The organism is Grimontia kaedaensis (genome assembly GCF_023746615.1).
GTDB lineage: Bacteria > Pseudomonadota > Gammaproteobacteria > Enterobacterales > Vibrionaceae > Enterovibrio > Enterovibrio kaedaensis.
This window is the reverse complement of record NZ_CP082275.1, coordinates 1,996,866-2,015,222: the sequence shown is the minus strand read 5'-3', so window position 1 is coordinate 2,015,222 and position 18,357 is coordinate 1,996,866. Positions and strand designations below refer to the sequence as shown.

18 protein-coding genes are annotated in these 18,357 nt (G+C 45.9%); 10 read left to right on the top strand and 8 right to left on the bottom strand.

Features of this window, described 5'->3' with window-relative positions; all coding sequences use genetic code 11:
• The first annotated feature begins 14 nt into the window (after positions 1-14).
• Entirely contained in the window at positions 15-605 is a 591-nt protein-coding gene (locus tag K6Q96_RS09330) for an outer membrane beta-barrel protein (RefSeq protein ID WP_251875208.1), read from the top strand.
• Positions 606-733: 128 nt separating this feature from the next.
• On the opposite strand, the gene K6Q96_RS09325 is transcribed toward K6Q96_RS09330, so the two are convergent.
• Positions 734-2,539 (bottom strand): DCC1-like thiol-disulfide oxidoreductase family protein, encoded by a 1,806-nt coding sequence (locus K6Q96_RS09325; protein WP_251875206.1) that lies wholly within the window; start codon positions 2,537-2,539, stop codon positions 734-736.
• 429 nt (positions 2,540-2,968) lie between these two features.
• On the opposite strand from K6Q96_RS09325, the gene K6Q96_RS09320 reads away from it, so the two are divergent.
• The 3 genes from K6Q96_RS09320 to K6Q96_RS09310 are packed head-to-tail and all read left to right on the top strand — an operon-like array spanning position 2,969 to position 3,598.
• A complete protein-coding gene (locus tag K6Q96_RS09320; protein ID WP_156168248.1) occupies positions 2,969-3,145 on the top strand; it encodes a DUF6435 family protein in 177 nt (58 codons plus the stop codon).
• Positions 3,146-3,185: 40 nt separating this feature from the next.
• A complete protein-coding gene (locus K6Q96_RS09315; protein WP_251875204.1) occupies positions 3,186-3,437 on the top strand; it encodes a TIGR03643 family protein in 252 nt (83 codons plus the stop codon).
• Positions 3,434-3,598 (top strand): DUF2256 domain-containing protein, encoded by a 165-nt coding sequence (locus tag K6Q96_RS09310; RefSeq protein WP_083939975.1) that lies wholly within the window; start codon positions 3,434-3,436, stop codon positions 3,596-3,598. The genes K6Q96_RS09315 and K6Q96_RS09310 overlap by 4 nt, the downstream gene beginning before the upstream one ends.
• A 48-nt stretch (positions 3,599-3,646) precedes the next feature.
• Here K6Q96_RS09310 and K6Q96_RS09305 read toward each other — a convergent pair whose 3' ends face one another.
• Complete coding sequence (locus K6Q96_RS09305; protein ID WP_251875202.1) at positions 3,647-5,140, bottom strand: carboxypeptidase M32; 1,494 nt, start codon at positions 5,138-5,140, stop codon at positions 3,647-3,649.
• Between the two features lie 240 nt (positions 5,141-5,380).
• Between K6Q96_RS09305 and K6Q96_RS09300 the strand changes: the two genes are divergently transcribed.
• Positions 5,381-5,947 carry a gamma-glutamylcyclotransferase family protein gene (locus K6Q96_RS09300; protein ID WP_251875200.1) on the top strand — a complete coding sequence of 189 codons (567 nt, stop codon included), beginning with the start codon at positions 5,381-5,383 and terminating at the stop codon, positions 5,945-5,947.
• 48 nt (positions 5,948-5,995) lie between these two features.
• Here the strand turns inward: K6Q96_RS09300 and K6Q96_RS09295 are convergent, their stop codons facing one another.
• Positions 5,996-6,994 (bottom strand): OmpA family protein, encoded by a 999-nt coding sequence (locus K6Q96_RS09295; protein WP_251875198.1) that lies wholly within the window; start codon positions 6,992-6,994, stop codon positions 5,996-5,998.
• Between the two features lie 297 nt (positions 6,995-7,291).
• Complete coding sequence (locus K6Q96_RS09290) at positions 7,292-7,981, bottom strand: DUF2786 domain-containing protein (protein WP_251875196.1); 690 nt, start codon at positions 7,979-7,981, stop codon at positions 7,292-7,294.
• 223 nt (positions 7,982-8,204) lie between these two features.
• On the opposite strand from K6Q96_RS09290, the gene K6Q96_RS09285 reads away from it, so the two are divergent.
• Positions 8,205-9,107 carry a DMT family transporter gene (locus tag K6Q96_RS09285; protein ID WP_251875194.1) on the top strand — a complete coding sequence of 301 codons (903 nt, stop codon included), beginning with the start codon at positions 8,205-8,207 and terminating at the stop codon, positions 9,105-9,107.
• A gap of 404 nt (positions 9,108-9,511) precedes the next feature.
• Here K6Q96_RS09285 and K6Q96_RS09280 read toward each other — a convergent pair whose 3' ends face one another.
• Positions 9,512-9,730, bottom strand: coding sequence for a response regulator transcription factor (locus K6Q96_RS09280; RefSeq protein ID WP_251875191.1), 219 nt, complete (start codon positions 9,728-9,730; stop codon positions 9,512-9,514).
• A gap of 52 nt (positions 9,731-9,782) precedes the next feature.
• On the opposite strand from K6Q96_RS09280, the gene K6Q96_RS09275 reads away from it, so the two are divergent.
• Complete coding sequence (locus K6Q96_RS09275; RefSeq protein WP_251875189.1) at positions 9,783-12,140, top strand: DNA polymerase II; 2,358 nt, start codon at positions 9,783-9,785, stop codon at positions 12,138-12,140.
• A 663-nt stretch (positions 12,141-12,803) separates the two neighbouring features.
• Complete coding sequence (locus K6Q96_RS09270; protein WP_251875187.1) at positions 12,804-13,070, top strand: DUF1289 domain-containing protein; 267 nt, start codon at positions 12,804-12,806, stop codon at positions 13,068-13,070.
• A gap of 71 nt (positions 13,071-13,141) precedes the next feature.
• Here K6Q96_RS09270 and rplY read toward each other — a convergent pair whose 3' ends face one another.
• From rplY to K6Q96_RS09255, 3 genes are all read right to left on the bottom strand, one after another.
• Positions 13,142-13,420 (bottom strand): 50S ribosomal protein L25, encoded by a 279-nt coding sequence (gene rplY / locus K6Q96_RS09265; RefSeq protein WP_251875185.1) that lies wholly within the window; start codon positions 13,418-13,420, stop codon positions 13,142-13,144.
• Between the two features lie 202 nt (positions 13,421-13,622).
• The gene (gene radD, locus K6Q96_RS09260; protein ID WP_251875183.1) at positions 13,623-15,398 is read right to left on the bottom strand and encodes a DNA repair helicase RadD; all 1,776 of its coding nucleotides are present in this window, start codon (positions 15,396-15,398) and stop codon (positions 13,623-13,625) included.
• Between the two features lie 59 nt (positions 15,399-15,457).
• A complete protein-coding gene (locus K6Q96_RS09255) occupies positions 15,458-15,925 on the bottom strand; it encodes a GNAT family N-acetyltransferase (protein WP_251875181.1) in 468 nt (155 codons plus the stop codon).
• Between the two features lie 269 nt (positions 15,926-16,194).
• Between K6Q96_RS09255 and rsuA the strand changes: the two genes are divergently transcribed.
• Both rsuA and K6Q96_RS09245 read left to right on the top strand, forming a co-directional pair.
• Positions 16,195-16,899, top strand: a complete 705-nt coding sequence (rsuA, locus tag K6Q96_RS09250) for a 16S rRNA pseudouridine(516) synthase RsuA (RefSeq protein ID WP_251875179.1) — start codon at positions 16,195-16,197, stop codon at positions 16,897-16,899.
• 255 nt (positions 16,900-17,154) lie between these two features.
• Positions 17,155-18,354, top strand: coding sequence for a Bcr/CflA family multidrug efflux MFS transporter (locus tag K6Q96_RS09245; RefSeq protein ID WP_251875177.1), 1,200 nt, complete (start codon positions 17,155-17,157; stop codon positions 18,352-18,354).
• The last annotated feature ends 3 nt before the right edge of the window (positions 18,355-18,357 follow it).

Sequence of the window (18,357 nt, the reverse complement as noted above, 5' to 3'; positions counted from 1 at the left end):
TAAGGAGATAAATAATGAACATTAAAACAAAGAGTTCTATTAAGGTATTTTCTGCCCTAAGTTTATATTTGCTATCCCATGGGTCTTTGGCAGAAGAAATGAGCAAGCTCACATTACAATACCCTAACTATTTTTTTGGTATTAATGGTGGTTATCAAGTGGCTGATGATGGTGCATATAATAGTAGTGACCCAAAGAGTGGTATTTTTGAAATGAGTGGGGGGATTCAGTTTAGGCCTCAGTGGAGCGTGCAGCTAGGGTATCAATTTCATGGGGAGTTGGATGCTAAAGCAACTGGCGTAAAAGTGAATACAAATATTGCAAAAGCGGCTTTGCGCTATGGGTGGGATCTAGAAAACGACTTTACTGTTTATGGTCAGATGGGAGTGGCTTACTGGGACATGGAAAAAAAGCAGGTTGGTCGACCCGACCTCAACGCTAATGGGTTTTCATTTCTCACTGAAGTTGGTCTTCAGTACAAGCTTGAACCTAACATAAACCTTAGCGTGGGCTACCAGTTTATCGACGATATTGGCGACAATAAAACAGACAAGTACGACAGCCATGCTCTCATGGTTGGTATGGACTATTTTTATGTCGATTAAACAGAGGCTTATGCTTTTCTGAACGGTGGTTGAACATCACCGTGGATTGTTTTGGAAAAGCATATGTTTATACCATTGAAAAAGAGGGAGCCGTGTTATGTAGCTCCCTCTATCATAATTTTTATTGCTCATTTAACAGCAAACTCTTTAAAACACCAGTGAGTCCATACTGAAATCGTTGATGGAACACGTTTTTGGTAGTTTGGCATGTTTTTCAGACGCTCGAATTCTATGGTAAAAATGGCGAGCTGTTTGTCTTTGGGGACATGAGGGCCTTTATTCCATTGTCGACATAGGTAGTTACCATATCCTGATAGAACCTTGGTGTTTTTGGTTGAGGAGATTCTTCCTAAGTATTTCCGCCACCGATAATTTTTGAAATCCGCAGATAAGAGTTTCGGGTATGTGCGTATCGGTTCATCAAAAGTCATACGGTACACATCTACAATCTCACCACCGCGCGTTTTTCCTTCAATGACTGGCATCTGTGAAAACTTAAAAGGGTAGGGAGCAAACATATCCCAGCGTTGATCAAGGCGGAGTGTTTCAGCAATGGCTGAAACATGCTTAGGGTACTTGATATTCCATTGATGGATGCCTGCGATATTGTAATAGGTGACGATATAAAGCGTACCCAGGCCAAGGCCATTTTCAACCCAGTTAGCCTGCTCTTTGACCTCTCTGTATGGAAGGAAGCGTTCCGTTATTTGACCCATTGTCGCCCGGTTGTTTGCTATCCAGCCATAGAGTCTGTTGCCCGCTTTAAGGACGGGCTTCAAACCCATGACAGTTCCGATTGGACGGAAAAGTATAGAGATCCGAAAGAGGTATTGTACGGCATTCCAATGGGTATGCAGGCCGCCTTTATGGTCACGCAACACCCAGCTGTTTTCACGTTCCATAATCGGATAAATGTCTGGATTTTTCTGGGCCGGCAGTATTTTGACGCTCTCTGGCAGTAAGAAACTTCTCAGGATCAGACATGTTTTTTTGCAAAAACCGCAGTCCTCATCATAGAAGATGGTTACGTCTCTCCGTTTAGCGCGATCATTAATTCTCGCGACCCAAGACCAGCATACCCCAGGAATCAATAAGCTGAGCGACATGAAGTCGATAAAAGGGAACAGTACGATATGTAGTGCGAGAAAGAAAGTCGTGTGCATTGCGACCAGTAACGCCAAAGTGAAAAGACGAAGGGGAACATGGAAAATCGGCGAGAATACTAGGAATAGGGCCACAATTTCTAAGTACCATACGAAGTAAGTACCAAGTGTCAGTAGCGCTGGAAAATCTCTCATCCAAACACCGAAGACAGTTGCCATCTGATCGAGATGAACAGCATAGTAAGCTGCATCCATACTCACACGCCATTCATCACCCGTTTTCAAAATCGCAGTGAAGAAATAAAGGTACATGACCTGCAGTAATGCACCTACTGACACTATCGAGAAGTAATTATGGCTTGTGGGTTCTGCGTTCGGTTCAGTTTGATATCGTCGATTTAGGGCTGAATCGATAGAGAATCTGGCTCCTATTGGCAGTAAAATGGCCCAAAAACACATTACGGTAAGTAGGGAGTCGCCCCCCGCTCCTAGGACAGCATTCCGATTCATAATGGAAAGCAAAAATATCCAGCTGATGAAAGCCATCAACCGAGATCTAAAGCCAATGAGTAACAGAAACGCCACCAAAAAGGCGACTATAAATAGCAAAACGACGAACCACTCACTACCACTTGCCCAATAAATGGACCAGCGAAAATCTGAAGCATATCCCATTGACGCGGAGCGGGTTAAAACGCCTTCGTCTGTGTAAAAGGCTTCAATATCGCGCGCCCTGCTGATGAGGTCCACCATAATTAATATTGCTAGAGCGATACGGAATAGCGCCAGCGACCTCAAATCTATGCCGAATATTGTTTTAAATGATGTCATTGTTCGCCACAATTTTTTTATCCTCCTTGCCCTACTTATGCCAGGGAGACCTCCCCAGTTTTTCTTGTTAGTAACGTTTATGTAAATAGTATCGGATCTTTTTTCTATTTGTGGGTGCAATGGGTTGAAAAATGTATTTTGTTATTGTTTTTCTAATTTGTAATACTGGTGAGGTTATATTGGGCAGCGCTGTCTAGCTAATTTTAACGTATGAAATGCCATTAAAGTTTAAAGGTTGTGTTAAATAAAATAACGGTGAGAAATGCATAGTCTCTAGTGGAGGGATATAGCTTTTTTAAAAACGATGAAGTTCGATTTTTGGTATTTTTTTAAACCATTTTATATTCATCAATCACCACCTAAAAAAGAGTGTTAATCCATTTTTTCTATGCTTCCGTACTGTAGAGTCCACATCTAAAGGAGTGAGCCGTGTTTTCATTTTTCAAAGACAGAACTGCAAAGAAACTTAAGAAGAAACACTCGATGCTGCTGGAACAAGCGATGCAAGCCCAGAGAAGGGGTGACATCAGAATGTATTCAAAACTGACCGCTGAAGCAGAGGATGTGTTCAACGAGTTCAAACAGGCAAGTGAGCAGCAATCATGATGCTCAAAGCGCGAATTTTGTATTGTGGGAGCTAAATTTGATGGACTTTAGCGACGAAGACCTTTCTAGAATCATTGAAATGGCGTGGGAGGATCGAACGCCATTTGAGGCTATCGATCATCAGTTTGGTTTGGGAGAACCTCAACTCATTGGCTTGATGCGTCGTTCACTAAAGCCGGGCAGTTTCAAAAGCTGGCGTAAACGCGTGTCTGCAAGAAAAACCAAGCATCAAAAGTTGCGTCCTGTCCAAGTGAGTCGTGGCTATTGCCCAACACAATACAAACAGCGATGAAAGCGACAAAGCGTTACCGGGGTAACAAAGCACACCTGCCAACCAAAATCTGCGTTGTTTGTGAAAGGCCATTCTCCTGGAGGAAAAAATGGACTACTTGTTGGGACGAGGTCAGATATTGCTCAGAAAGGTGTAGAAGAGAAAAGAAAAAGGCAGGGTGATCCTGCCTTTGAACTAAACGGTGAGTGCGCATTGCGATTAAGCTAATGCTAGTTGTCCAGGTAACGTGCCATCAGATGCTGCTTAAAGTGCTCAGCATTGAGTGGTTCACCAGTCGCTTGAGTCACTAACTCATCTGTTGAAAGCGTTGATCCCTTCGACCAAACGTTCTCTTTCAGCCACTCGCTAATCGGTGCGATCTCCAGCTGTTTCAGGCAGGTGTCGACATCAACTGTCTTGCGCATTGCTGCCATAAACTGCGCTGCATACATCGCACCCAGCGTGTAGCTTGGGAAGTAGCCAAATGAGCCGTCTGTCCAGTGGATATCTTGCATACAGCCATCGGTGAAATTACCTTCGGTAGAGATACCAAGATATTCCTGCATCTTTTGATTCCAGATGCCAGGAATGTCATCAACCTCAATAGCACCTTCAATCAGATCGCGTTCGATTTCGTATCGAAGAATAACGTGCGCAGGGTAGGTGACTTCATCTGCATCAACCCTAATGTAGCCCGGTTGAACACGTTTATATAGAGCGTTGATATTGGCAATCTCAAAAGCTTTATCAGACTCACGGCCGAATGTATCTTTTGCGAAGTTGGCAATGTGCTGAACAAACTCTGGGCTTCGTGCTAGCTGCATTTCGAAGAACAGACTTTGGCTCTCGTGGATGCCCATTGAGCGTGCTTCACCTGCCGGGAAACCATGTAATGAAGGTGGCAAACCTTGCTCGTAACGCGCGTGGCCGGTTTCATGAACGACACCCATGATGGCTTGGGTAAAGTCGTCTTCATTGTATCGAGTAGTGATACGGACATCTTGCGGCACGCCACCGCAAAATGGGTGCATAGAGACATCTAATCGACCGTGGTTGAAATCAAAACCCAGAATCCCCATCAGCTTTTTGCCAAGTTCTGCTTGCTGCTCAGTAGGGAAAGGTCCAGCGGGATCTTCAACAGCGACTGTCGGCTGCTTCTCAATGATTTGCTGAGTGAGTTCTGGTAACCAGGACTTGAGATCGCCAAAGATAACGTCCAGCTTCTCTGTTGTCATACCTGGTTCATAAAGATCAAGCATAGCATTGTATCTACTGAGGCCAGTTTGTTCTGCGCGAATCGCTGCTTCTGCACGCGCCAGTTTGACCACTTCTTTGAGATTGACGGCAAAGTTATCCCAATCATTTTCTTTACGTTGGGTGCGCCATTCATGTTCGCATTTTGAGCCTGCGATAGATTTCGCTTCCACTAAAACTGATGGCAGCACAGTGGCGTTTTGCCACACGCGCTTCATCTCTTTCAAGCTGATTTGCTTTTCTGCTGAAAGGGACGCGATGTTGGCTTCTGCTTCTGTTATCCACTGACCCATTTCAGGCGCTGTAAGGGTTTCATGGCAAAGCACGGCGAGTTCGCTCATCGCATGCGCGCGGGCATCATTGCCACCATCAGGCATCATGGCAGCCTGGTCCCAACCACAGATTGCGGCGAGGTGTTCGTAATTGGAGAGTTTCTTGAATTGCTTTTCTAAGCTTTTATAGGCGGTCATTATTTTTATCCATATCGTATCTTTGGAGGCACAGCAGGTAAATCCTTCGCACTGCGGTCGAGCAGAATAGTGTCTTAAAAGTACTCTGAGCGTAAAGAATTTTAGGAAAGATTGAGAGGTGCTATGCAGAGAACGTTGGTTCTTCTGAACAACAACTGATTCTCAGTTTACATCGTTGACAGTAGCACGTGTTGTTTGGGTTAATCTAATTAACGCGTTAGGAGAATTGTTAACAAAGTTATGTATATATTCGGATATGGAAGTTTAATCAATGCAGCTTCTCGTCAACTCACTGGAGAGACGGGCATCGCCGTTCCTGCGGTTGTGAGTGGTCTGCAGAGACATTGGGGGCATACGGGGTCACCGGTAATGTCTCATTTGGTTGTTAAGGAAGGCGAAGGACAATGTAACGGTGTATTGGTCAGAATAGATGATGATGCACTGGAGGTGTTTGATATCCGGGAAGCTGGCTATCAGCGCGTTCCTCTGGATTCTCAGCGAATTCAGGTGTTGGAAAAAGACTTTGTTTTTGATGGACCTGTATTTGTATATGTCACTCATGATGTGATCGCACCATGCAGCAATCATCCGATAGCTCAAAGTTATGTCGACACTGTGCTCGCTGGATGCTTACGATACTCGGCTGATTTTGCGGAGAGCTTTATTAGTTCAACACATGGCTGGAATTTTCCGCGAATTGACGATCGACATTCGCCAGTCTACCAGCGTGTGGCTGGTGTCGCTGATGAGGACAGGAGCAAGATCGATTTGATGCTGGCGGATTTTCCAAATTACATCGAGAAGTAAGGAGAAAGCCACGCAAGTGCGTGGCTTTATAGTCTTTGAAGAGTGGATTTACATCTCTTCGTAAACGAACTCAGGAGATTCGATTTCAACGCGACGGTTTTTCGCGCGGCCGTCTTCAGTATCGTTAGACGCGATAGGGTTAAGTTCACCTTCCCCCGTTACTGACAAACGTTCAGCAGCGATACCATTGTCGATGAAGTAGTTTGCCACTGTTTGTGCACGCTCTTCAGACAGTTTTTGGTTGAATGCTTCAGAACCGACGCTGTCGGTGTGACCAATGATAATTGCAGTCGACTCTTCAAAGTCTTGCAGGCGTTTCAGCATTGGTTCCAGGTGTTGCGCCGCGCCATCTGAAAGTGAAGATTTACCAAATGCAAATAGTTCAACTTCGTCTGCTTCAGAGAAGACATACTTTTTGGCTTCTTCAACCACAACTACTTCTTCAACCACAACCACTTCTTCTACAACTACCGGCTCTGGCTCAGAGTGACGGCCGAAGTGGAATGTAACACCTGCGGTGATCAGGTGGTTGTCTGCATCGAAGTAATCTTTGTCCATATCTGGAAGGTATTGGTATTCCAGGCGGACGTTAATCAGATCGTTTGCACGGTGGTCAACACCCAGTGCTGCCAAGATTGTGTAATCATCAACGTCACCAGTGCCGACATTGCTGTTCCAGTCCCACCATGCAAGACCAAGCTTACCGTAGATGTCAGTCAGATCAGTTACACCAACATTAAACTTTGGAGCCAGAGTCAATGCTGTCAGATCACCGGCGCCAGCGTTTACGCCAGTGAATGCGGTATCGAAGCGACCCAAATAGTCATAAGTTGATTCAATTGAAAAGTTATTTCCGAAGTCATAACCGAGAATCAGACCGCCCGCAACATCATCGTTACCACCACAATCGCCTGCTTCACAAGCATCTGTCAGTGTAGAAACACCGAAACGACCACCAAGGTAGAAATTAGAATCATCTTGGGCGAATACACTTGCCACTGGACTTAAGGCCACAATGAGTCCAAGGCTTGTCACTGCTTTTTTCATTTTGCTTTCTCCATTCCTTCTAGAGAGGGTTTGGAAGGTAGACTATGGTATCTCTCTCTGAGTCACCATCCTTGAGTTTGCTTTTGCAAATCTTTTCAACCACCAACTGCGTGATGATTTAATAAGCTAGGCTAGGGCTTGACACTCTGCAACACAATAGCGACACGCCAAATTCAGGCTTTTTTAATACAACAGTGTTCAAAAAGAGGTGATTTTTCGGTGAGTCTTTGTGAAGTCAGTAAGTTACAATATTATCAATTACTCTATTTGGGTCGAGTCTCAATTGTAAAAAAGCGCCTAACTTAGGCGCTTAACTTCTTGTGCTCCAGAAACTGGTCGACTGACGGAAACCTGTTTCCCTTTCCGCATGCCTTTCTCGTAATCGTCAGTGATGTTTTTCATCGCTTCTTTTAGCTGCTGCTTAAAAGTTTCCCTATCGATGTTTTCAAACTGCTTATCGATATAGTCTTTGATTTTTTTGTCAGCATCATCGTCAGGAGCAATATTGGGCAGTTTTGCGAGTGCACCTTCAAGCCACCCCATGGTGAAAGATTGAACACGACGGTTAAGCTCAACCTGTGACGTGCCTGAACCCTGGAAGCTGTTTCTGAACTGACCAATGTGCTCATTCATTTCTCGGTAAACGATATCGAATGCAAAAGCAGCAAAAATGGCACGATCTGCATCTCCGATGAACTCAGCTTTCTTTAAACCTTTGTAATTGGTCAGCACGCATTCCACGCCAAAGCGCGTATTGATGCCACGGATAATTTTTAGGATCGCGTCACTGATGGAAGTTGGCAGCAAGGTTTCTGACGTGGTTTTTCCCATACTGATAAAGTCGATGTCGTCTTGATCAAGCCCATATTTCTTCATCAAGCGCTGCGCCATTTTGATGGCTTGCGCTGCTTCATTGATGTTGGAGGAATTGCTCAGTTCCAGACACTTAGCAATTTTCTTGAGGGCTTTGCGTTTCGCTTCAGACATTCACTTCACCACTGAAAAAACAGGAGCGGTATTTTACCGCTTTCAGAGCGTTTTACCAAACTTCGCCGTATGCTTGAGTAAATATCAATCAGTTAAGGTAATTTGAAAAAGTTCAGGGGCATTTACCTAAATATCCGGTTTTTCTCAAAGTTGTGAAAGTGGAAGCAGGCTAAGGCGGTCAGATTTAGCAAGTGATGAAATAAGGACGGTGAAGATGGTTCACATGACAAAGTTAACGCTGAAAAACCTGACGATGGCTTTGGTCGCGATGACCTTCTTTGCCGCCAATTCGGTATTGTGCCGAATGGCTTTAGCAGAAAGCGATATAGATCCGGCGTCTTTTACGTCGATTCGATTGGTATCAGGTGCGCTAGTGCTCTATATCCTCTCATATATTTTTCACGCTAAAGACAGTGATTCACCAAAATGTGCTTTGGTTCAGCAACCGATGGAACACTGGCTCGCAGCTGCCATGTTGTTTCTCTATGCGGCGACTTTCTCCTTTGCTTACATGTATCTGGAAACCGGTATTGGTGCGCTTATCCTGTTCGCTTTCGTTCAGCTAACCATGTTCGCATATAGCCACCACAAAGAAGGTGGAGCGAGTGGATTGGAGTATATTGGGGCATTAATCGCTGTTGCGGGCCTTGGTTACATGGTCTCTCCGGGAATGAATGCGCCTGATGCTTGGGGCGCGGGCTTGATGGCGATTTCTGGCGTAGCGTGGGGCATTTACAGTGTACTTGGGAAGGAAATGAAAGTGCCGCAGCTTCCAGCTAACTGTATTAACTTCCGTTTGAGCATTTTCTTCGTCGTGCCATTCTTCTTGCTCAACATCCCAATGAACACTGTGTCTTCGGAGGGTATTTGGCTGGCGGTCTTATCTGGTGCAGGGGCGTCAGCGATTGGTTATGCGATTTGGTATGGCGTCGTCCAACAATTTAAAGCGACTCAAGCTGGGGTGATGCAGTTATCTGTGCCAATCATTGCAGCGCTTGCTGGCTATATGTTACTGGATGAAACGCTGACATTGAGAATGGTCATCTCTGCAGCGGTCATTCTGTTCGGTATAACCGTGACCTTTTTGGGCAAAGAGAATAAGCAATCGTCATTGGCAAGGGACTAGGGGCTGTTGACCTTTGGTGGTTAAATTTTGTTCTGGCTATAAGCGTTTTAGGCGCGGCGAGGTGTGTACCGCCTAGTGATTCTAAGCAAATACACCTCAACAAAGCATAAAACGCTTAGAGCAGAACCCTTCGGGCAGCGTTTGTGGGAAATTTCTGCAGCGTTATCGGCTTCTCATGTAGGCTAGCTACACATCGAAGCCTCTGCCTTGCATAAAATCCCCACAAACTGCTGCAAAAATCATCACCAAAGGTCAACAGCCCCTAGGGTTAACGGACCTTGGTTACCACTCCTTGAAAGTGGATGTATTTTCCGACGTCATCAATCGAGTGGGAATAAGCACTTTTACTTCTTAGATTTTTCCTTTTTTGATCCACTTTTCAGCTATACGAAAGGCCTCACGACTCATGGTTTCCGGTGATTGAATTGAAGAACCAATCCAGTTGGTCGGTGCTGAAGAAAAGCGGTTTTTGCATCTGGACTACCATCCACAGAGATAATCACTTCTTTGGAGTTAGCCTGAGGCAGCGCATTCACCCGGGCGATGAACTCTCGCAGGTTGAAGGGCTTCATCATGTACTCATGGCTATAGTACTGTTCGTACATACAGATAAAATCAAACATACACAACAAGCTGGGGTATACTGCACGTGAGATTGTTATTTCTGAGGCTAACTTGCAGTATCAAGACGGTTTTTTAATCAGTCGGCACAGTCGTGATATCGGCGAACAGACTGAGCTGACATTCTGGGCTCAGACTGACAATGGACCCGCGAAATTGATTGTCACGGGCGAAAAGCCAGTGTTTTTTGTGGCGTCTGTTCATGTGAATCAGGCTCAGACAATACTCAATACCGCAGGTATCGCCTTCACTTGCCGAGAACTGCCTCTGAGAGATTTTACTCTGCAGACGGTATCTGGTTTTTACTTCAATACGATCAACGCTGCCAATCGTGCAAGCCGTCTTCTTCAGATGGAAGAAATTGATACCCTCGAATCTGATGTTCGTTTGCCTGACCGCTATCTGATGGAAAGGTTTATCTGTGGTGGATTAACCTTCGCTGGTAAGGCGACCCAACGCAGAGGCTTTACGGAATATCGTGAAGCCAAAGCGAAATCGTCCGACTATTCCACTTCACTTTCCCGCGTGTCTCTCGATATCGAATGCTCAGAAAAGGGCGTCCTTTACTCCATAGGCCTAGATAGCGAACGTGACAGCCGCGTCATCATGATTGGCGATAAGCCAGCCAATGCTGATGAGTACCCTTGGATTCAATGGGTAGCATCAGAATATGACTTACTGAAAGCGCTCAATGATTGGTTCATAACGTTTGATCCTGATGTGGTCGTGGGATGGAGTGTGATTGATTTTGACTTCAGACTTCTGGTCAAACGCGCTGCATTCCACAAGCTGGATTTGCGATTAGGGCGCGGTGGCGAAAAAGCACATTGGCGCGACTCTTCAAACAGCCGACAAGGGTTTATCACCTTGCCGGGGCGCGTGGTGATTGATGGGATTGATGCGCTGAAAACGGCGACATACAGCTTTCGTTCATGGTCGCTTGAATCGGTATCCCGTGAAATGTTCGGCGAAGGTAAAGCGATTGATAATCCCTATGATCGTATGGACTCCATCAACCGGATGTTCCGTGACGACAAACCTGCTCTTGCCAAATACAACCTGCAGGACTGTGTGCTGGTTAACCGCATTTTTGAACAAACCCACTTACTGGAATTTCTTATCCAGCGCAGTCGTTTAACGGGGATTGAACTGGACCGTATTGGTGGTTCAGTGGCGGCTTTCACTAATCTTTATATGCCAAGGTTGCATCGTGCTGGCTATATCGCGCCAACGCTGGCTAGCGAAAACTGGATTGCCAGCCCCGGCGGTTATGTGATGGACAGTAAGCCTGGCTTGTATGACTCGGTGCTGGTATTGGATTTTAAATCCCTGTATCCCTCGATAATCCGTACCTTCCTCATTGACCCACTGGGTTTGATTGAAGGGCTTCAAGCCGAGGAAACCAGTGTGCCAGGTTTCCGCGGTGGTGTTTTTCACCGCGAAAAACATTTCCTGCCGTCATTGATCGAAAACCTTTGGAAAGCCCGTGACGAAGCCAAGCTGAAAGGCGAAAAGGCGTTCTCGCAGGCGATTAAGATCATCATGAACTCCTTTTACGGTGTGTTGGGTTCATCGGGCTGCCGCTTCTTTGATCATCGATTGGCCTCGTCAATCACCATGCGTGGTCATGAAATTATGAAGACCACCCGTGAGCTGATTGAAGCAAAAGGGTATGAAGTCATCTATGGCGATACTGACTCAACCTTTGTTTCGCTAGGAAGGCTCTATTCAAACGAAGAAGCGGATGAGGTAGGTCAAGCGCTGGTGGAACATATCAACGCGTGGTGGGTTAACCACTTAACCGAAAACTATGAAATTACCTCCGCGCTTGAGATTGAATACGAAACGCACTACCAAAAATTCCTGATGCCCACGATTCGCGGACAGGATACCGGCAGCAAAAAGCGCTATGCGGGTTTGGTCAATAAAGATGGCGAGCGAAGTATTGTTTATAAAGGGTTGGAAACGGTTCGGACGGACTGGACTCCATTGGCGCAAGAATTCCAACAAACCTTGTATCAGAAGGTTTTTGACGGAGAAGAGGTGGAAGAATACGTGCGTAATACGGTTGAAGATACGTTACGCGGTAACAATGATTTGCAACTTATCTATCGTAAACGACTACGCCGTAAGCTTTCTGATTATGAGAAGAATGTGCCACCGCATGTGAAAGCGGCACGTAAAGCCGATGAAGTGAACAAGAAGCTAGGGCGTAATCTTCAGTATCAGCACGGCGGTTGGATTGAGTATGTGATTACCGTTAACGGCGCTGAGCCATTAGAAGCATTGGATAGTCCGTATGACTATCAACATTATGTCGATAAACAACTGAAGCCTATTGCCGACGGTATATTGCCTTTTATTGGGAAGAACTTTGATGATTTGGCGATGCCGCAGTTAGGGTTGTTCTAAATTCGGCTTTATTCGTTGAAGAAAAACAAAGAGCCGGGCATTTATTGCCCGGCTCTTTGTCTTCAAAATGCTTCGAACTAGAAGAAATAGACGCTTGAAACTTAAGTGCGAGAGTCAAGAACCGGGTCAAAGCAGACAGCGCCTCGGTTTGGCGTACACACTTTATAGACATCACCACAATCAAAAATCGCGAGAAAAACTTTCATTATCGGTGCCAAAGCAGGCTGGTAGATTATCGCCAACTTTAGCCATTACTTCCTGACCTTCATGTTCCCACGTCAGTCAACTCGCCCGAAGGGAGGGCCTCAATGCGCCCACTTCTTCGTTAAATTCCACGGAAATAGAATGACTATTCCTCGCGAAATTTGCCTCGAATTGAACGCATTGATGACCTCTGAATGTGAGTATCTTCAGGCTGTTTGGGTATATGCTTTCATGGTTGGAGCTCTGTACTGCAAAAAAGCGATAACCCAAAAGTTTATGTGGTCAGATTGACAAAGTTAGACCACTAAACGTAATGGAGTTATATTTCACTAGTAGAAATCACCTAAGCGGAAATAATTGGACTTAAAGTTAATATCAACGTGTTACAGAAGGAAATTTGCTTTTCGACTGAAAACTCGCTTGAATGAAAACACAGACACAAACGACATCGGAGGGTGTATGGAACAACTCGATTTCTTTACCGTGCCCAGCCCTTGCATTGGTGTGTGTCAGGTGAATAACAAAGGCTACTGCAAAGGTTGCTTTCGTAGCAGGGAAGAGCGCTTTCACTGGAATGACTTTACCGGTGAGCAAAGACGCAATGTTATTCGACTTTGTAAGCAGCGTTACGTGCGCGTGATGCGGGCTAAGTTGGCGAAGGACACAGAAGGGCAGATAGAAGAAACCAGTCCACAACAGTCTTTGTTTGGTGAGGAAGACGACTAATTCGCCGATCACAAATTCCAGACACAAAAAAGCGCCCCGAAAGGCGCTTTTTCAATTCAAGCTCAAAGCAATTAAACGCGGATGAAATCCATGTGCATAACTTTTGGCTTGAATGGGTGACGTTGGATGTCCTGAGGCTTAACGTTAACTTCAGTACCGTCGATAACCAGAGTAATCGCTTCGTAGAACTCAGGCTTGTCCATTTGAGTGATCACTTTTTTGTGGTCCAGAGCGATTGATACAGGAGCTGCTTCGCCACCGTAAACTACTGCTGGGAATTGATCAGCGTGACGCAGGCGGCGGCTCGCACCTTTACCCTGCTCAGTACGTACTACTGCTTCGAATTTCATAATAAATACTCTTAAATAGAGAGTTGGAAATAAGTACCTAGATTTGCGACCAAACTAAGTACCAAGTAAATCGAGCGCGGATACTAACATTGAGACTGGGTAATAACAAGCGTTACCAGTGATTTAATGCCTGTTAGCTTGATAACTACACGCATTGTATTCTTTATCACCAAGTTCGAGGTGGGTTGGGTGAATTTCCCACTCACGCTACGCTTTTGAACATGGTCCTGACTTCTTGCTGCGAGGCAAACTGATTCAGGTCGAAGATTTTATCCCTAATTGCCCAAAACCGCCCGTTCTTTCTTGCCACAATAAAGTCAGGAAACCTCAGCCTGTGTTCTGCACGCGCGACTTTAGAAGGCGCTGTGTCTGTAAAAGGCCTGTGTCGGTCAACCAAATGTGGATTGATAAATTTAGCGAGAAATTCATCCTTTTGGCGTTTGGTCGAAAGGGGCCAGATTTCATGAATTTCCGCGCCATCCTGCCCGACATAAGTGACTTTTAAATGTGGTTTGTCGAATTTGTTTTTACCTGCCGTTAATCGCATGTCAGCGCAGGCCATGATCATGGCATCTTTGAGCTTTAAGGCATCTCTCAGCTTTTTGTCAGGATCGACCAATGCGTGATCACACTGATGACAGCGTCTCGCTGCAATGTCATTGTCTGCGCCACATTCGCTGCAGAACTTGGCACGGAAACGGTAACCACAGATTTCCCTTTCGCCCTCATCGTCTTCGAAAAAGCCCTGACAACGACGACCATAGTGTTCAATCAGAAAACCGTTGTTATCCAACTTGCCCCAGAAATTGTTGTTAAAGCCACAGGCCGGGCAGGGAACAGTCACGATTTCGCTGTCGCTATCCGGCTTGGGATCACCAATTTCAGGTTGGTATAGGTCGTAGACATTGCCTGCATAATCCAGAATCAAACAGTCGGTCTTACCGGGAGAGAGCCGTAATCCACGTCCTGCAATTTGCTGATACAGGCTGACGGATTCTGTCGGACGCAAGATGGCGATGAGATCGACATGTGGCGCATCAAAGCCGGTTGTTAGCACTGAAACGTTGACCAGATACTTAATTTCCCGCTTTTTGAAGCGCTGAATTATGTTGTCACGTTCATCTTGCGCCGTATCACCGATGACAAGTGCCGATTCGTTCTCAGGCAGTAGGGTGAGAATTTCTTGAGCGTGTTTTACTGTGGCGGCAAAGAGCATCACACCATGTCGCTCTTTGGCATAATCGAGGACTTGGTTAATGATTTGGGGCGTTGCCCTTGGTGCGTTTTCTATCACGCGGTCCAAATCCGCTTCTTTATAGAATCCGGTTGGTGACGCTTTGAGTGATGAAAAATCGTAGCTCAAGACAGGTGCATCGAGTATCTTTGCTTCCGTTAAAAAGCCTTCATCCAACAAGAATCGGATAGGAAGCTCGAAGATACAATCACGGAAGAATCTGGGTTTTTCGCTGCGAACCCGGCCAGCGGTGTGATACTGATAAATCCAACCCATACCGAGTCGATAGGGGGTGGCTGTCAGCCCTAATACCTTGATGCCAGGGTTAACGGTTTGAAGGTGAGAAATAACTTTGCGATAACTGCTGTCTTCGTTATCTGGTACGCGGTGGCATTCATCAATAACCAATAAAGAAAACTGGTCTTTGAAAGCATCGAGATTTCGCACCACGGATTGCACAGAAGCAAACACGACTTTATCGCCACTTTCTTTTCTGCCGAGACCCGCAGAGAAAATCCCACCTTTCAGTCCATACCCTTCATACTTTTCGTGGTTTTGCTCAACAAGCTCCTTTACATGGGCAAGTACCAAAACACGACCACGTGCCAACTTCGCCAGTTCTGCGATAACCAGACTTTTTCCTGCACCAGTAGGCAGCACCGCAACGGCTGGGGTGGTGTTGTTTCGAAAATAGTGGACGACTGCTTTAACAGCGTCAGACTGATAGGGGCGAAGGGTATACATGGAATCTAAAAGGCAGCCAATTCAAGGCTGCCCAGTGTATCTGCCACACAATGTAAAGGCTAGCGCGATAAGCGCTTGGACATAATGCAGTGCTGGCGGCGGGCTATGTAGTCAAACTGCTCGTAAAACTCTCGGGCACCGCTGTTGCCGATATTCACTTCGAGAATAACTGCCCTGCAGTCTTTCTCTTCTGCGTGTGCTTCAATTTTTGGCAGTACGTGAGAGCCAACGCCCTGACGACGCCAATCCTGTTGGAGGAATATTTGATCGATAACTGCTATCTGTCCGCCCAGCTCGATGCTGAAGCTGTAACAGAGAACGACAAATCCGATCACTTCCTGTTCGTTTTCCTGATCAGCGCTGATAAGAAAAACGTCACCATGGTTGGGGTGTCCGATGAGGAAACTGAATGCGGAAGTCACATGTTCGACATCAAAAGTCAGTGCTTCGTGGTCGTGCATAAACTTTGAAAGTTCAAGTAGACGTGGCATTGACTCTACGGAAGGCGACTGCAGCGTAATTTTCATAAATGCTTCCCTGATCAATAAGTTAGTCGATGCGAGATTATAATCATATTTTGGAAGTTACGAGTTTAGACTGTGGCGTTTTTGTTAAGTTCGGCATCTCTTAGTTATAGACATTGAATCCGAGAGTGCAATTTCAACAATTAGTAATGGGACCAGATATTGGGTTATGTCTCTTACTGATAAAACACTTGGAGCACCGCTTTAAACGCTGCCTATCAAGAAAGTTTAAGTATATAATCCGCGCCCTAAGAAATCTGTGGTGAGAAGCGATGATAAGGCTAGATAAATTCCTGTGTGAGACGGTAGGCGTAACGCGCAAACAAGCAGCGAAAGTCCTCAAAGAAGAACGTGTCACGGTTGACAGTGAAGTGATTAAAAACGGTGCCGTCAAAATTGCTGAAGATGCAGATGTAGAATTTGATGGTATATCGCTGAGCCTGTCAGGACCTCGTTATTACATGATGAACAAACCTGAAGGCTATGTCTGTTCTCACGACGATCCTTACAATCCAACGGTTTTTGTCCTGCTGGATGAAATTGGCGCTGAGAAGCTGCACATTGCTGGTCGCTTGGATTGTGATACCACCGGTCTTTTGCTGCTGACCGATGACGGCCAATGGTCGCACCGCGTGACGTCTCCAAAACATAAATGTCATAAAACCTATCGTGTATGGCTGGATGATGCAGTCGAGAAGGGTATTGCTGAAACCTTTTTAGAAGGCATTAAACTCCGCGGTGAAAAGGCAGAAACCTTGCCAGCTCAGATGGAGCAGGTTGACGATAAAGAAGTGCTTTTGACCATTCACGAAGGCAAGTACCATCAGGTAAAACGCATGTTTGCGGCGGTAGGTAATAAGGTGGTTGGTCTTCATCGTGAATCCATCGGTGAACTTATTCTGGATGAAGAGCTTGAGCCAGGTGAGTACCGTGAGCTGACCGAAGAAGAGATCGCCTTGTTCTTACCTAAGCAGTAATAGTCTTATTCAAATAAAGCGCTGCAAAGACAACTTTGCAGCGCTTTTTGATCTGAATAATAAATTGCTAATTCAGTAGATTAAGGTTGAATCGACTGCATCCAGATAGAAAGGCATCATTTCCTCACTGGAATGAATCTTGATGTTAATATGTGATCTATACCCATTCACTCTGTGATGGCTGGGTGTAAGCGAATCTCTGAATCCGTCAGGGTAAGCAACTTTTTCTCTACCTCCTCTTTTACCAAGGCATACATGACGACGAATGCAGTAAACCAACAGCAGCAACAGCTGACTTTTCTCTTGATCCTTGTGCTCGGTGCCATTGCCGCGCTCACGCCTTTAGCTATTGATATGTACCTGCCGGCAATGCCCGAAATTGCCCGTGACTTGTCCGTCACCCCAGGGCAAGTTCAGCAGACATTGGCGGCATATACAGCAGGCTTTGCAGTTGGTCAGTTGATTCATGGCCCTATTTCCGACAGTTATGGCCGACGCCCTGTCCTGATTGGCGGTGTCGCATTTTTCTTGGTTGGTGGGGTTGTCAGTGCATTGGCGGCAGATATTGAAACCTTAACCTATGTTCGAGCTGCCCAGGGTTTCTTTGGTGCTGCAGCAGCGGTTGTTATCGCGGCATTGGTACGGGACATGTTTGACCGCGAAGAATTTGCGCGCACTATGTCGTTTATCACCCTGGTGATGACGGTGGCACCGCTTGCAGCGCCGATGATTGGTGGTTATCTGGCGGTTTGGTTTGGCTGGCGTTCGATTTTCTGGGTATTAGCGGGCTTTGCCGCGTTGGTTATTGTTTTGGTGTTATCACTGATTCCAGAAACCTTACCCGCGAAGGGAAGGCCGCCACTTCGTCTTGGCTCAACGCTGCGCAATTATCTGAAGATCCTGCGTTCAAGAAAGTCTGTCGGCTATATCTTTGCATCCGGTTTTTCTTTCGCGGGCATGTTCTCATTCCTGACTGCCGGTGCATTCGTGTACATCGACTACTATGGCGTAAGTACCCAGAACTTTGGTTATCTGTTCGGCTTGAACGTCGTCTGTCTGATTGTAATGACCTCTTTTAACGGCAAGTTTGTGCGCAAAATCGGCAGTGAGAAAATGTTACAAATCGGCCTAACGATTCAACTTCTGTCTGGTGTCGCTCTGATTGCGGGACAAGCTTTTGAATGGGGCTTATGGGGAACAGTGATTCCCGTTATGTTCTTTGTTGGCACCATCTCTATTGTTGGCAGCAATTCCATGGCGTGTGTATTGAGTGCGTATCCCGAGCTTGCGGGGACTGCGTCTTCGCTGGCGGGAACATTGAGATTTGGTACGGGCACCATAGTTGGTGGTACAGTTGCGGTGATTCACGTGAATTCAGCCTGGCCGATGACCGGGGCTATGGCGGCGTGTGCGTTTTTATCCGCCCTGTTTTACTGGGGCTTAGCGAAAAAATAAGAA

Bases quoted from the DNA above. Each gene is read 5' to 3' on its own strand.
- K6Q96_RS09295 (WP_251875198.1), bottom strand. From the start codon at position 6,994: ATGAAAAAAGCAGTGACAAGCCTTGGACTCATTGTGGCCTTAAGTCCA.
- rsuA (WP_251875179.1), top strand. From the start codon at position 16,195: ATGATAAGGCTAGATAAATTCCTGTGTGAGACGGTAGGCGTAACGCGC.
- K6Q96_RS09285 (WP_251875194.1), top strand. From the start codon at position 8,205: ATGACAAAGTTAACGCTGAAAAACCTGACGATGGCTTTGGTCGCGATG.
- K6Q96_RS09255 (WP_251875181.1), bottom strand. From the start codon at position 15,925: ATGAAAATTACGCTGCAGTCGCCTTCCGTAGAGTCAATGCCACGTCTA.
- K6Q96_RS09315 (WP_251875204.1), top strand. From the start codon at position 3,186: ATGGACTTTAGCGACGAAGACCTTTCTAGAATCATTGAAATGGCGTGG.
- K6Q96_RS09300 (WP_251875200.1), top strand. From the start codon at position 5,381: ATGTATATATTCGGATATGGAAGTTTAATCAATGCAGCTTCTCGTCAA.
- K6Q96_RS09280 (WP_251875191.1), bottom strand. From the start codon at position 9,730: ATGTTTGATTTTATCTGTATGTACGAACAGTACTATAGCCATGAGTAC.
- rplY (WP_251875185.1), bottom strand. From the start codon at position 13,420: ATGAAATTCGAAGCAGTAGTACGTACTGAGCAGGGTAAAGGTGCGAGC.
- K6Q96_RS09270 (WP_251875187.1), top strand. From the start codon at position 12,804: ATGGAACAACTCGATTTCTTTACCGTGCCCAGCCCTTGCATTGGTGTG.
- K6Q96_RS09290 (WP_251875196.1), bottom strand. From the start codon at position 7,981: ATGTCTGAAGCGAAACGCAAAGCCCTCAAGAAAATTGCTAAGTGTCTG.
- radD (WP_251875183.1), bottom strand. From the start codon at position 15,398: ATGTATACCCTTCGCCCCTATCAGTCTGACGCTGTTAAAGCAGTCGTC.
- K6Q96_RS09305 (WP_251875202.1), bottom strand. From the start codon at position 5,140: ATGACCGCCTATAAAAGCTTAGAAAAGCAATTCAAGAAACTCTCCAAT.
- K6Q96_RS09325 (WP_251875206.1), bottom strand. From the start codon at position 2,539: ATGACATCATTTAAAACAATATTCGGCATAGATTTGAGGTCGCTGGCG.
- K6Q96_RS09245 (WP_251875177.1), top strand. From the start codon at position 17,155: ATGACGACGAATGCAGTAAACCAACAGCAGCAACAGCTGACTTTTCTC.
- K6Q96_RS09310 (WP_083939975.1), top strand. From the start codon at position 3,434: ATGAAAGCGACAAAGCGTTACCGGGGTAACAAAGCACACCTGCCAACC.
- K6Q96_RS09330 (WP_251875208.1), top strand. From the start codon at position 15: ATGAACATTAAAACAAAGAGTTCTATTAAGGTATTTTCTGCCCTAAGT.